This window comes from Imperialibacter roseus, assembly GCF_032999765.1.
Lineage (GTDB): Bacteria > Bacteroidota > Bacteroidia > Cytophagales > Cyclobacteriaceae > Imperialibacter > Imperialibacter roseus.
This window is the reverse complement of the sequence record NZ_CP136051.1, coordinates 2,155,843-2,170,040: the sequence shown is the minus strand read 5'-3', so window position 1 is coordinate 2,170,040 and position 14,198 is coordinate 2,155,843. Positions and strand designations below refer to the sequence as shown.

Sequence of the window (14,198 nt, the reverse complement as noted above, 5' to 3'; positions counted from 1 at the left end):
AAGTATGAAGATTGTAACTAGATTATCGTTCTGCGTCGTGTTGTTGTTGGCTAGCTGGGGAGTGTTCGCCCAGCAACGCCCGGTTATTTCGCAGTACATGTACAACGGAATGGTGCTTAACCCTGCCTACGCAGGAAGTACCAACGAATTCAGTGCTGCGGTGATCCACCGGGATCAGTGGGTCAATATTGATGGTGCCCCATCATTCCAAACGTTCACTGCGCACACACCTTTGTTTAGTAACCAGATCGGCGTAGGTCTAACGGCAACCAGAGACCAGGTGGGTATTCATACCGACTACGGTTTTTATGCTAGTTATGCCTATAAAATCAAGCTATCGACAGGGTATTTGGCAATGGGTCTTCAGGGCGGGTTCAATGACAGAAGGTCAAACTACGATCTACTAACCATTAGGGACAAAAATGACAATATTCTGATTGGCACTGACCGAAAGTTCAGTCCGAATTTCGGAACAGGTGCTTACTACTATAACAAACGGATGTACCTGGGAGCTTCGATCCCTCATATCGTAAAGAATAGGGTTGTCGACGTAAGTTTAGGTAAGGAGACGGAAGCAAGAACACCCCGTTATGTGTATTTAACCGGAGGAATGGTTTTCCCCCTGACCGACAACATCAACCTTCTCCCTGCTGTGCTGATCAGGTACCAGGATCATCTGCCGTTGGGTATCGACCTTAACTGTAATGTGATATTTGAAGACATTGTTTACGCAGGCCTCTCCTACCGCAGCGGTGACTCAATGACGTTGATTACTCAGCTTGTTTTGAATGAGAACATTCGACTTGGCTATGCCTACGACGTGGTTACCTCGGGCCAAAGGCAGTATACCAACGGAACCCACGAGATCATGATCAACTATAGAGTATTAATAAAGGCTCTTTCTAAAGATCCTTTATGCCCGGTTTATTATTAATCAACCTAACTTCCTCGAAAAGCCAGACAATGTTGTTTGGCTTTTTTTTTGCCCAGGCTCCCACTTTAAATGCGATACAGGTTCTATTGAAAGCAAACTTAAGGATCAAGCGGACAATCTGGGGGATAAAACTCAAAAGGAGTGTTATTCGATTCAGCAAATAGGCGGCAATAAAAAAGCAAAACTGGTTCAATGCGTCTCGCCCGGCCGGGTTAGGCTTGAACCTTTTGCTTTTTTATGCAAGCAGAAAATACCGATGCCAAACATCAATCCCCCCAGAAATACAGATTGATCCAAACTTAATCTCCAAAAGAAATCCCTAACCCTCTGGCTGTTTTCACTAGGTAGGAATCCGTGTTAACATAATTATAAGTGCTAATAGCTTCCAGCAATGGCACGTCTACGATATCGTTGTGTTGATAGGCCACCATCCTGCCGAACTTCCGCTCCAGCACCATTTCAAATGCCTTCACACCAAACTGCAAGGCAAGCACCCTGTCAAAGGCTATTGGGCCGCCTCCTCTTTGGATATGCCCCAATACCGTTTCCCGAATATCGGCCTCACACCCTGCATCTTTCAATTCCTGAGAAAGCCGATAAGCACACCCGCCCAACCGGACGTTTTTATACCCGACCTCATTGCTTTTAGAGGCAACCACATCTCCTCCAATAGACTTAGCACCCTCGGCCATCACAATATGGGCGAAACCTTTTCCATTGTGGTAACGCTGGTCTATTCGTTGCTTTATTTTCTCTACATCATAGGGAATCTCTGGAATAAGGCAAACCTCAGCCCCGCCGGAAATGGCTGTGTGGAGAGCAATCCATCCAGCTGCCCTACCCATCACCTCCATGATCATTACCCGGTGGTGGCTTTCGGCAGTGGTCACCAGCTTATCAAGGCAATCAGAGGCTATTTGCACTGCTGTTTGAAAACCAAAAGTAAAATCGGTGCCCGAAAGATCATTGTCAATTGTTTTCGGCACACCCACTATATCCAAGCCCCGCTCGTAAAGCTTCTGCGAAATGCGTTGCGAACCATCCCCGCCTATACTAATCACCGCAGTTATGCCGAGATCATCAAGGCGGTTGAGTAAGTCATCAGAGCGATCAATACTGGACCAGGTACCGTCTTCATGCTTCACAGGCCAGGTAAATGGCCCTCCTTTGTTGGTTGTTTTTATGATAGTGCCGCCCTTTACGTGGATGCCGGCGATGGCCTTATTATCCAGCCTGACAATCTCCTGCGGGTCGCTCAGCACACCATTGTAGGCTTCAATGCTTCCGTACACCTCCCACTCGGGATTTTGCTGCGACCTCTTTACAATCCCCCGCAGCACGGCATTCAGACCGGGACAGTCGCCGCCGCCTGTAAGCACCAGTAGTTTCTTCTTGCTCATATTTCCAGATTTCAGATGAATCTAAGCAATCCGTACGAAATACAAAGTGGTTCTTTGGTGAATAGGCTGTAACTATACCCCAATGGTCTGACTTGTCGCCGACAGATGGCGAACATGCGCAAACTTAAGCTTAGACAACAGCAACAAGGTTATCCTAGTACTCCCACACTTTCAATCCCATCCAGCCCGCATCGTAAAGAAACAAGGTGACAATCACACAGGAAAAGGCCAGCAGGATATAATACACCGAGAAAGCCTTCTTCTCCCCCAACTTAAAGTTCATAATACCGAAGCGAGTGCTCAAAAAAGCACTGAACAATATGATCCAACCTCCCAGATAAATTAGCCAGCCATTGACGTTCGGTTCGCCTGCTTCGCTTAACTTAATGATGGTTCCGAACAGCCCCGTAGTAATCATAATCAAACCAACCACCACCAACGAAGGTACCATTCTCCGAAAGAACTCCTGCCAGGCCAAAGACTTCCTGATAGCAAAAATCAGCCATACCAGCGTAGCAAAGCAAGAGCTTACAAGCATCACCAGCGACACCACCAGCAGCACCCGCTTGGTGAGAACACTTGAGTATTTCACTCTCTCAAGGTAATTGCCAACAACTGCTGTAGCCAGCACGGGCTCACCTTTGTCGGTTGGCACAAATACGTGACTGGGAACATAGTCTTTGAGTCCGGCAAAAAGATAGCCCTCGCCTCCCTGATTAGCTACTGGCAGCACGGGAAAGCGATCTTTCATAAACTGCTTGAGGTAGAGCGTGTCGTTGTCGATGGTTACCTCGCAGGTGCTGAATATGCGATCGATAAAGGCGAAAATCTGATTACGGGAGGCCTTGAAGAGGTAGTAGCCCTCGTATTGTTTCATTGCTTCAACGTCCAATGCTTGGGTAGCGGGTCTGGCAACTGATATGTCCTGCACCAGAAACTGCTTGATGAGGTTGACCAAATCTCCCATGCCCTTGCCTGCATTGTTAGAAATCGCATATCCTATGCCATACTGGCTGTTGTAGCCGTAAGACGATGAAAAACCATCAATCCCACCATCGTGCCCATGAAACGAAGCAGGCAGCTGCGTATCAAAAGTATAATTACCTAAACCGTAGCCAACTGGTAAGCCCGCCTGATTGGCAATGGTGTAGACCGGTGCTTCCATCAGGTCAAGTACTTTTGAGGGGAAAACCTGGGCAGAATCTACCATGCCCCTGTTGATCCAAAAAGAAAGAAAACGTGCCATGTCGTTGGCATTGCTATTGAAGGCTCCTGCAGGGCGATGATAGATTGGGAGAAAGGGCACTTCATTGCCGGTTCCATCATATCCTTTGGAATAAGCCTGTCCCTCAGGAACAGACTTAAAGTTAGAGGTCTTCATTCCGATTGGGCTGAGCACAGTTTCCGTGATAAATTCATCATAAGGCTGCTCAGCATACTTTTCGATAAGATAACCGGCCACTGTCCAACCAGGGTTGCTGTAGGCATAGCGGGTTCCTGGCTGCCACCGTACTTTAAGTGTTTTCTTATGCTGTTCCAGCACCTTTCTTAGAGGATAAACAACGGTGTCGGATGTGTTATAAACTTCATTCAGGTGCATGTCGTCGAACCCAGCTGTGTGCGAAAGCAGGTGTTTTACCCGCACAGGGTGCTCCGGCTCAAAGCTATTCTCAAAGTCTATTTCCGGCACCAAAGCCTTCACTTCGTCTTCCAGCGAAAACTTCCCTTCTTCCACTAACCTGAGCACGCCCAACGCCACAAAGCTTTTGGTGATGGAACCCAATCTGAACAGGGTCGATCCATCTACCTGCGAGTTGGTCCCTTTGTCTTTTACACCCAGTCCGCCTGAAAAGATGGTGCTATCATCTTTAACAATGGTCAGCATGATGCCAGGGATGTCGCTCCTGTCCATCAGCAGTTCAAGGGAGTCTGTCAGCTGCCGGGGTGTTAGCGGCGTGCCGGAGGGCTGGGCTTTTGCAACAAGAACGCTAAAAACAAGAGCGACAGTGAGTTCAAACGCATGCTTCATTCCTTTTTTCTTTTATAGGAGGCTTGTCAAATGAGTTTCAAAAAAGCAATTTAAGCCCGAAAAATGACTTCTCTGTCTGGCTAAACAATATCTAAGTATTTACTTTTGCAGATGGTACTTTGGGGAATGGCGTTGAGCTTCTCCAGAGAGTGCCAATTGTTTTATTATTCGCCAGCTCACACAGCTTTTCAACCAGTATTCTATGAGATTACTCTTACTTATCCCTTGTTGCCTTTTGTCTTTTGCACTGCAGGCACAAACCACTCAAAATCCCGTTGCGCTGGTCAATACGCTCATGGGAACAGACTCAAAAATGGAGCTGTCCAATGGCAACGCCTACCCGGCAGTTGCCGTTCCCTGGGGCATGAACTTCTGGATTCCTCAGACTGGAAAAATGGGCGACGGTTGGGCCTATACTTACGATGCCGACAAAATCAGAGGGTTTAAACAAACCCACCAGCCATCGCCCTGGATGAACGACCATGGTCAGTTTAGTCTTATGCCAGGCACAGGAGCTGTTCAGTTTGATCAGGACAAAAGGGCCAGCTGGTTTTCGCACAAGGCCGAAGTAGCCCAACCACACTATTACAGCGTGTACCTGGCTGATGCCAACATTACCACCGAAATAACCCCCACTGAAAGAGCTGCCATTTTCAGGCTTACCTATCCGGAGGCAGACAGCGCCTGGCTTGTTATTGATGGCTTCGACAAAGGTTCTGAAGTAACCATCGACAAAGAAAACGCCAGAATAACTGGTTACACAGTAAGAAACAGTGGTGGGGTGCCAGCCAATTTCCGCAACTATTTTATCATTGAGCTGGATAAAAAAGTGAATTGGAGCGTTTCCGACACGCTTAAAAAAGGGCATGCTGTGGGAGCCGTGGGCTTCTCAACAAAAAAGGGAGAAGTGGTGCACATCAAGGTGGCCTCCTCCTTTATCAGCCCTGAACAGGCCACTATCAACTTGAAAAGGGAAGTAGGCAACAAAAGCTTTGAGCAAGTAAAAGCCGAAGCAGAAACAGTATGGAACGAAAAACTTGGTGTGGTGGCCGTCGGGGGTGGTTCAATCGACCAGATGCGCACGTTCTACTCATGCCTCTACCGCACGCTCCTTTTTCCGCAAAAAATGTACGAGCTGGATGAACAGGGAAAAATCGTCCACTACAGCCCTTACAACGGGGAAGTGCTTCCCGGCTATATGTTTTCAGGCACCGGCTTCTGGGATACGTTCAGGGCGCTTTACCCTTTGCTCAATCTTCTGTATCCGTCTATCAACAAGGAGATGCAGGAGGGGCTCATCAACGATTACAAAGAGGGCGGTTTCCTCCCCGAGTGGTCGAGCCCGGGCTACCGAAACGTAATGGTAGGCAATAATTCAGCCTCTGTCGTCGCCGACGCATACATAAAGGGCCTCAGAGGATATGACATCAATACGCTGTACGAAGCGTTGAAAAAAGATGCCAATACCGAAGGGCCCATGGACGCTGTGGCAAGAAGGGGTGCTCCCTACTACAATAAGCTGGGCTATGTACCCTACAATGTTGGCATCAACGAGAACGCCGCACGCACTTTGGAATATGCCTACGATGATTTCACCATTTATCAGCTGGCAAAAGCACTGAACAAGCCTCAGAAAGAGATTGATCTCTATAAAAAGCGCTCACAAAACTATCGAAATCTTTTTGACAACGAGACAAAGCTCATGCGAGGTAAGAATGAAGACGGCAGTTTTCAATCGCCTTTTAATCCGCTCAAGTGGGGTGATGCATTCACTGAGGGCAATAGCTGGCACTATACCTGGTCAGTTTTTCACGACATAGAAGGGCTAAAGCAACTCATGGGTGGCGACAAAATGTTCATAAGCATGCTCGACTCCGTCTTTAGTATGCCACCGCTCTTTGACGACAGCTATTATGGCTTCACCATCCACGAAATCAGAGAGATGCAAATCATGAATATGGGACAATATGCACACGGAAACCAGCCCATCCAGCATATGACCTATTTGTACAATTTCACTTCAGAGCCCTGGAAGGCGCAGTACTGGATCCGGGAAGTCATGAACAAGCTGTACACCCCTGCTCCTGACGGTTACTGTGGCGACGAAGACAACGGACAAACTTCCGCCTGGTATGTCTTTTCAGCCATTGGCTTCTATCCCGTGTGCCCTGGCACCGATCAATATGTGCTGGGAGCTCCACTGTTCAAAGAAGTAATGATTTCTCTGGAAAACGGTAAAAACATTGAAATTCTTGCACCGGAAAACAATCATGCAAATTTTTATGTTAATGAAGTGGTCTACAATGGAAGTGTGTATGACAAAAATTGGCTCGCTCATTCCGGGTTGGTGAAAGGGGCGAAAATCTCATTTGATATGACATCAAAACCAAATACAAAAAGGGGTGTTTCTGCTGTCAACTGGCCATTTTCGATGACTTTTGACAAAAAATAGCACTCTTTCACAGCCTATTTTTCTTAAACACTGTCAGGTCTACATTAATTATAGGACTTAAGTAATAAAAAAAATAATTATTAGGGGTTACCTTTAACGATAATGTGATATCAACACTAGTGAACATTATAAACTTACATAAGTAATTTTAGTTATCCACTTTCGTTTTTTTCTGTTTTACTAGTTTGTAACTGCGCCGCCTGAAATATTTTGTTTTACCGATTTATAAACATTGTGATCGAGCGACGTTGTATTTTTTTTTCGGAAATTGAGATTAACTGATTTAGTCGACCAGCATGATTAAGAAGCTATTAACCGCAGGAGTCCTCTTCGTCGTATTTTTTAATGGGGAATCGAAATCCCAGGAGAAAGCATCCGACGCAGATTCCGCCCAGTATTGGTGGGGGAAAGGGTACGTTAGTGCCGTCAAAGGGGATTATGAAGCCGCCATTGTTGACTACGACAAATCCATCAAACTATATGGACTGAAGGGGGAAGTGTATTACGACAGAGGTAATGCTCGTGCTGAGCTAAAAAACTATGCAGGGGCCATCGAAGATTACACCAACGCCCTGAAGTACCTGATTGACGATCTTGATAAGTTAAAGACCTACTATGTGAGGGGCATGGCAAAGATCGAAATGCTAGACCTTGATGGCGCCATAGCAGACCTCAGCGAAGTCGTGAAACTATCTCCAAACCACGAGGAAGCATTTTATTACCGGGCAACCGCCAAAGACAAACTAAAAGACTACAGAGGTGCGATAGAGGATTTCACAAAAGTCATTGAAATCAATCCCCAGTCAAGCAGGGCTTATAAGCTTAGGGGTATCGAGAAGATCAGGCTTCGTGACAAACAAGGTGGTTGTAGCGATTTGTCGATGGCCAGTGAGCTTGGAGACACCAAGGTGGCCAGCGTGATGGAAAAGCTTTGCGGATCGTCGAATTGATCTACAGGCCGACACATCAATTAAATCCTCAATTGGCTAAAAGCACCTGGTCAAATCACCTGCCCTTTCTTTGTACCCCTCGCACAGCCGGGGCTGTCCAGGGATCATCGGGCCAGGAGTGTTTCGGATACCTTCTCTTAAGATCCTTCTTTACTTCGAAATAGGCATTGCTCCAGAAGCTTTTCAGGTCTGACGTTACCTGCACTGGCTTGTATCCCGGAGATAGCAGATGCAGCACCACAGCGGCTTTACCCCCGTTTATTCTTGGTGTCTCAGCTAGGCCAAACACTTCCTGTAGCCTGACCGATAACACTGGAGACTCTCCCGCAGAAAAGTACTGAAGCTTGATTCTTGATCCGCTCGGCACCTCAATATGTGTTGGAGCTAATTTCTCCAGCTCCTTCTGAGTTTCCCAGTCCAGCGAGCTATTGAGCACCTCAGCCAGGTCAATCCTTTTTAAATCCTCTGGCTTCTTAATGCCCGATAAATAAGGCCCCAGCCACGCTCCGTTTGTCGCCAATAGTAAATGCGTGCTTACATCGGGCCAGCTCTGCTCCGGATTCCATTTTTTCAGACTCATGACCCTGCTTTGCCACTGAACAAACCTATCGTCAAAGTTCAGAAGCGCCTCCCCTTCCTTTGCAATGGCTTCGCTTATCGCCTGTGTTAACTGGCTTTCATCAGGGGCCAGCAATGGCTTCGAGCGCAGGACAATATTGCCAATTCTTAAGTCAAGCGAAGCGACCAGTCCGCCTTTTCTTGTATCCCAGGTTACTACCTCCCTCTCCTTCACCATGCCCGTCAGGTCTTTGGGGTTAAGTGGAGCAGCCAGAAAAATCTTGCCCACGCCGTCACGGGCGTCGAGGTGAGCTACCGCTAGCCAGGGTTCGTGAGCCAGGTCGTCTTTCTGTGCTGCCATGGCATACTTACCATTGGCCAGCTGAAACTGCGCATTGTTGCCAGGCCGGGCACAGGCAATTCTTTCCGGGTACGCATAGGCCAATAACAAACCAACCTCATAGGGATCAAAAACGCCATTTTGTTCCCCCAGGTTAAATATCCTCCGATACGATTCCGCCACTTTCTCTATTCTACCGAACTGCTTTCCATGCCCACCATTATCCCGAAACCTCCGCATGGCCTCAATCCGCAGAGTGATATCGATACCAGCTTCTCGTTGCAAGGGGTCTCGTTCTTCCAGCACGGCAGCCAGGTCGGTAGCCAACTCCACCTTGTCAGATTGTTTTGCCATTAGCAACATGTGGGCAATGCGAGGGTGACAAGGCAGCTCGTGCATCTTCTTGCCGTGAGAAGTGATCCTGGCATTTTCAAGTGCCTCCAACTGATGCAGGGTATCTGAAGCCTGTGCCAGTGCGCCCTTAGGCGGCGGTGTTAACCAGGTAAGCTGTTTAACGTCCACAATGCCCCATTGTGCCATGTCCAGCACAAGGTTGGCCAGGTCAGCCTCCATGATCTCCGGCGTTCGGTGTGGCTTCAGCCGCTCCTGTGTAGCTTTGCTCCACATCCTATAGCAGGTACCGGGGCTAAGCCTGCCTGCCCTGCCGGCTCGTTGGTCGGCGGAATCTCTTGATATCTGCACAGTTTCAAGCCTCGATAAACCCGAGCGGGGATCGAATTTCGAGGTGCGGCCGTAGCCGGTATCCACCACCACTTTGATGCCTTCTATCGTGAGGCTTGTTTCTGCTATCGAAGTGGCCAGCACCGCCTTTCTCCTTCCGTCGTTGCCGGGCATAATGGCGGCGAATTGCTGATTTTGTGGCAGCTGACTGTAAAGCGGATGGATGGCGAAATCGGTCATTTCTTTTCTGAGCAGCTCTTCGCATTTTCTGATCTCCCCTTCCCCGGGAAAAAAGGCCAGAATGTCTCCTTCCCGCTCTCTGGATGCCTTAAGAATGGTTCGGGCAGCCATTTCCGGCAACAGCATCAAATCCTGCTCGCCGGTGTAGATCACCTCCACAGGATATTGCCGTCCTTCACTCACGGCCACAGGCGCTTTCATAAGCTCAGGCAGCTTCTCCATGTCCAGCGTGGCCGACATGATCATGATGCGCAGATCGGGCCGCAGCACCTGCTGCACCTCCCTGCAAAGCGCCAGAGCGACGTCGGCATGCAGGCTCCTTTCATGAAACTCATCGAAAACTACCATCCCCACTCCTTCCAATGCATTGTCAGAGTGGATCAACCGGGTGAGGATACCTTCAGTGAGTACTTCGATTTGCGTTTGGTCTGACGTCCTGTTTTCGAACCTGATGCGGTAGCCTACCTTTTTTCCCAGGTCATCATTCAGCATGGAAGCCATACGGGTGGCTATCGACCTTGCCGCCAGGCGCCGGGGCTCCAGCATTAATATCTTTTTACCGCCCAGCCATGGTTCGTTCATCAATACTAGTGGTAGCAGCGTGCTTTTTCCTGCTCCGGGAGGTGCATTGACGATCAGGGTGTTTTCCCTGGCCAGACTCTCCGTTATCTGTGGAATGATGTCAACAACAGGAAGGTCGAAGGCGAGTGGATCGAAAGACAAACTGAAGGATTTTGAGATATTCAGACTATTTGGACACAAAACTACACACCACTCGCCTAATTCCTTTTATCCGGTTGCTAAGTTTCTAGCTTTGTGTCAAAAACCATTCATGACAAAAATCACAGTAAACAATAACGGCTCCCTGAAAATTGACGGGGATTTTGAAATAGTAGACAAAGAAGGCAACGCATACGGCCTGCAGGGAAGAACAATTGTCTCTTTGTGCCGTTGCGGAAAATCTGCCAACAAGCCATTCTGTGATGGCTCACACAAAGAGCATTTTGAACATGAGGCCATTGCCTTTGACTTACCTCCGAAGAAGGTATAAGGCTTTACATATTCCTCCTGTACTGCCCACCCACTTCATACAAAGCATGGGTGATTTGCCCCAGAGAACAGTACTTCACAGCTTCCATCAGCGCTTCAAACATATTCTGATTGCTGATGGCAGCCTGCTGTAGTTTCGAAAGCATTTCCTGAGACTTGCCGTCGTTGAACTTCTTCAGGTTATTGAGTGACTCGATCTGAAACTCCTTTTCGTCTTTTGTCGCTCTGATCACCTCCATGGGCGTAATAGTCGGCGAGCCTGTTGATGAAAGGAACGTGTTCACCCCAATGATCGGAAAGTCGCCATTGTGCTTCAGTGTCTCATAATAAAGACTTTCCTCCTGGATTTTGCTGCGCTGGTACATGGTTTCCATGGCTCCCAATACGCCGCCTCTCTCGGTGATCCTGTCAAACTCTGTCATCACAGCCTCCTCCACCAAGTCGGTCAGTTCTTCGATGATAAATGAGCCCTGCAAAGGGTTTTCATTTTTGGCAAGCCCCAACTCCTTGTTGATAATCAGCTGAATGGCCATGGCACGACGCACCGATTCCTCTGTGGGTGTGGTAATGGCCTCATCATAGGCATTGGTGTGCAGGGAATTGCAGTTGTCGTAAATGGCATAGAGCGCCTGCAAAGTGGTTCTGATGTCGTTGAAGTCAATCTCCTGGGCGTGCAGCGACCGGCCGCTGGTCTGGATATGGTACTTCAGCATTTGAGATCGCTCGTTGGCACCGTATTTCAACTTCATGGCTTTGGCCCAAATTTTTCTGGCCACCCTGCCGATCACCGAATACTCCGGATCGACACCATTGCTGAAGAAAAAAGAAAGATTGGGGGCAAAATCGTCGACATGCATGCCACGGCTGACATAGTACTCAACGAAGGTAAAGCCATTTGACAACGTGAAAGCCAACTGAGAGATTGGGTTGGCACCTGCCTCGGCAATATGATAGCCGGAGATAGATACAGAATAGAAGTTTCGAACATTCTGGTCAATGAAATACTGCTGCACATCGCCCATCACTTTAAGGGAGAATTCGGTACTGAAAATACAGGTATTCTGGGCTTGGTCTTCTTTGAGAATGTCAGCCTGCACGGTGCCCCGTACTTTTGAAAGGGTATCGACTTTGATCTTTTGATACACCTCAGCAGGCAGCACCTGATCCCCCGTTACGCCCAAAAGTATGAGCCCCAGCCCGTTGTTACCCTCGGGAATCGCCCCGCTATACTCAGGCTGTTTCATTCCTTTCGCCTTAAAGAGTTGGGCAATTTTCCCTTTTACTTCAGATTCAAGGCCCTGCGCTATGATGTATTTCTCACAGTTTTGGTCAATGGCGGCATTCATAAAAAAGGCACATATCGTAGCTGCCGGCCCGTTGATGGTCATCGACACGGAAGTGGTCGGATCAATCAGGTCAAAGCCGGAATAGAGCTTCTTGGCGTCGTCCAACGAGCAGACGCTGACGCCTGAATTGCCAATTTTGCCATAGATATCAGGCCTGTGGTCGGGATCTTCCCCATACAAGGTCACCGAATCGAAAGCGGTTGACAACCTGGCAAACGCATTGTCTTTCGACACATAATGGAAACGCTTGTTGGTGCGCTCAGGCCCACCCTCTCCGGCAAACATGCGGGTAGGGTCTTCAGTAGTGCGCTTGAACGGAAATACACCTGCCGCATAGGGAAACTCGCCCGGTACGTTTTCCTGCAAGTTCCACTTCAGCACATCGCCCCAGGCTTCGTATCGGGGCAAGCTGATCTTTGGAACTTTCGTATGTGAAAGCGATTCAGTGTGCGTGGGTACTTTGATCTCTTTCCCTCTTACCGTATAAACATACTCCTCGTTTTTGTACTGCTGCAACTTTTCAGGCCAACCTTCAATCACTTTAAGATTTTTGGGATCAAGGTCGAGCGACGTCTTCTCGAAAAGTGCGTCCAGCTTCTCTCCCAACACATTGTCCTCTCCGGCTTTCTTCGCTGCGGCTATGGTTTTTTTGATACTGTACAGCGTTTGGGCTACTTCCTTCTGATCTTCTACCCACTGATTGTAATGCCTGATGGTTTCAGTTATCTCCGACAAATAGCGGGTACGCTTGGGCGGGATGATGAAGATCTTTTCTGAGAGTTCCTCCGAAGAAATGGAAGCAGAGGCCAGCGCAGCGCCGGTTTTTTCCACAATCTTGTCCATCAGCTTCCTATAAAGCGTGTTCATCCCCGGGTCGTTGAACTGGCTGGCGATGGTGCCGAATACTGGCAGTTGTTCGTCTGGCGTTTCCCAAAGCCCATGGTTGCGTTTGTACTGCTTCTTCACATCCCGCACTGCATCCAGGGCCCCTCTTTTGTCAAATTTGTTGATGGCGATCATGTCAGCAAAGTCGAGCATGTCGATCTTTTCCAGCTGAGTGGCCGCTCCGTACTCCGGGGTCATCACATACAGCGACACATCCGAATGATCGGTAATTTCCGTATCTGACTGCCCGATGCCTGAAGTCTCCAGAATAATCAGGTCAAATTCGGCTGCCTTTAAGATATTCACGGCCTCCTGCACGTGCTTCGAAAGCGCCAGGTTCGACTGCCGGGTGGCCAGCGACCGCATGTATACCCTGGGATGGTGAATGGCGTTCATGCGGATCCTGTCGCCTAATAAGGCCCCGCCTGTTTTTCGTTTCGAAGGATCCACCGAAACAACACCGATATGCTTATCGTGGAAATCAACTAAAAACCGCCGCACCAGTTCGTCCACCAAACTGGACTTGCCAGCACCGCCCGTGCCTGTGATGCCCAACACCGGCACTTTACTTTTGGCGGCCTCGGCATCGACTTTATCCAAAATTGGTTTCGCTAATTCCGGAAAGTTCTCAGCCGCAGAAATGAGCCTGGCCACCGACCTTACGTCTTTCTTCTTCAAACTGCCTATCTCCCCATTAAGCTGCTCGCCAAGAGGGAAGTCGCTCCCGGCGATCAGGTCGTTAATCATTCCCTGCAAACCCATGGTGCGCCCGTCGTCCGGCGAGTAAATCCGGTTGATGCCATAGGCGTGCAGTTCTTCTACTTCGGAGGGCAGGATGGTTCCACCTCCCCCACCGAATATCTTGATATGTCCGGCCCCTTTCTCCCTCAGGAGGTCATACATGTACTTGAAAAATTCCACATGCCCTCCCTGGTAACTCGTAATGGCAATCGACTGTACATCTTCCTGTATGGCACAGTCGACGATTTCCTGCACCGACCGGTTGTGCCCCAGGTGAATTACCTCCACCCCAGTCGCCTGAATAATGCGGCGCATGATATTGATGGCAGCGTCGTGGCCGTCGAACAAGGAGGCAGCGGTGACTATCCTGATGTGGTTTTTTGGCTTGTAGGGGGCTTCGGTATGTGACATAAAAGTTAACGAAGTGAATATTGGGTCAATGATTTCCTAAAGTTAACCAATGTGCGGGACATAGGGGTTCAATGGACACCAACAGATATTGGCTATATTGGGCTGTTTTAAGAATTTTATATTTCAGGTTGATTCTTATAATTTCCAGATGGCGATCATAAATGTGATCAAGGAAATCATT

Annotated in this window: 8 protein-coding genes; 4 read left to right on the top strand and 4 right to left on the bottom strand. The window is 48.6% G+C overall.

Annotated features, from left to right (window positions below; genetic code table 11):
- The first annotated feature begins 4 nt into the window (after window positions 1-4).
- Window positions 5-934: a PorP/SprF family type IX secretion system membrane protein gene (locus RT717_RS09240; RefSeq protein WP_317491449.1), complete on the top strand. Its 930-nt coding sequence runs from the start codon at window positions 5-7 to the stop codon at window positions 932-934.
- A 299-nt stretch (window positions 935-1,233) separates the two neighbouring features.
- On the opposite strand, the gene RT717_RS09235 is transcribed toward RT717_RS09240, so the two are convergent.
- Window positions 1,234-2,334, bottom strand: a complete 1,101-nt coding sequence (locus RT717_RS09235; protein ID WP_317491448.1) for a 6-phosphofructokinase — start codon at window positions 2,332-2,334, stop codon at window positions 1,234-1,236.
- A gap of 154 nt (window positions 2,335-2,488) precedes the next feature.
- Window positions 2,489-4,363 (bottom strand): serine hydrolase domain-containing protein, encoded by a 1,875-nt coding sequence (locus RT717_RS09230; RefSeq protein WP_317491447.1) that lies wholly within the window; start codon window positions 4,361-4,363, stop codon window positions 2,489-2,491.
- 202 nt (window positions 4,364-4,565) lie between these two features.
- On the opposite strand from RT717_RS09230, the gene RT717_RS09225 reads away from it, so the two are divergent.
- Window positions 4,566-6,815 (top strand): GH92 family glycosyl hydrolase, encoded by a 2,250-nt coding sequence (locus RT717_RS09225; protein WP_317491446.1) that lies wholly within the window; start codon window positions 4,566-4,568, stop codon window positions 6,813-6,815.
- A 296-nt stretch (window positions 6,816-7,111) separates the two neighbouring features.
- Window positions 7,112-7,765 carry a tetratricopeptide repeat protein gene (locus RT717_RS09220; protein WP_317491445.1) on the top strand — a complete coding sequence of 218 codons (654 nt, stop codon included), beginning with the start codon at window positions 7,112-7,114 and terminating at the stop codon, window positions 7,763-7,765.
- A 55-nt stretch (window positions 7,766-7,820) separates the two neighbouring features.
- Here RT717_RS09220 and hrpB read toward each other — a convergent pair whose 3' ends face one another.
- On the bottom strand, window positions 7,821-10,307 hold the full coding sequence (gene hrpB / locus RT717_RS09215) for an ATP-dependent helicase HrpB (protein WP_317491444.1): 2,487 nt from the start codon (window positions 10,305-10,307) through the stop codon (window positions 7,821-7,823).
- A gap of 109 nt (window positions 10,308-10,416) precedes the next feature.
- Between hrpB and RT717_RS09210 the strand changes: the two genes are divergently transcribed.
- Entirely contained in the window at window positions 10,417-10,635 is a 219-nt protein-coding gene (locus RT717_RS09210; protein ID WP_151998692.1) for a CDGSH iron-sulfur domain-containing protein, read from the top strand.
- A 4-nt stretch (window positions 10,636-10,639) separates the two neighbouring features.
- Here RT717_RS09210 and RT717_RS09205 read toward each other — a convergent pair whose 3' ends face one another.
- On the bottom strand, window positions 10,640-14,017 hold the full coding sequence (locus RT717_RS09205) for a methylmalonyl-CoA mutase family protein (RefSeq protein ID WP_317491443.1): 3,378 nt from the start codon (window positions 14,015-14,017) through the stop codon (window positions 10,640-10,642).
- Window positions 14,018-14,198: the final 181 nt, after the last annotated feature.

Excerpts from the sequence above, each read along its gene's own strand:
- RT717_RS09240 (WP_317491449.1), top strand. The coding sequence starts at position 5 with ATGAAGATTGTAACTAGATTATCGTTCTGCGTCGTGTTGTTGTTGGCT.
- RT717_RS09235 (WP_317491448.1), bottom strand. The coding sequence starts at position 2,334 with ATGAGCAAGAAGAAACTACTGGTGCTTACAGGCGGCGGCGACTGTCCC.
- RT717_RS09230 (WP_317491447.1), bottom strand. The coding sequence starts at position 4,363 with ATGAAGCATGCGTTTGAACTCACTGTCGCTCTTGTTTTTAGCGTTCTT.
- RT717_RS09225 (WP_317491446.1), top strand. The coding sequence starts at position 4,566 with ATGAGATTACTCTTACTTATCCCTTGTTGCCTTTTGTCTTTTGCACTG.
- RT717_RS09220 (WP_317491445.1), top strand. The coding sequence starts at position 7,112 with ATGATTAAGAAGCTATTAACCGCAGGAGTCCTCTTCGTCGTATTTTTT.
- RT717_RS09210 (WP_151998692.1), top strand. The coding sequence starts at position 10,417 with ATGACAAAAATCACAGTAAACAATAACGGCTCCCTGAAAATTGACGGG.
- RT717_RS09205 (WP_317491443.1), bottom strand. The coding sequence starts at position 14,017 with ATGTCACATACCGAAGCCCCCTACAAGCCAAAAAACCACATCAGGATA.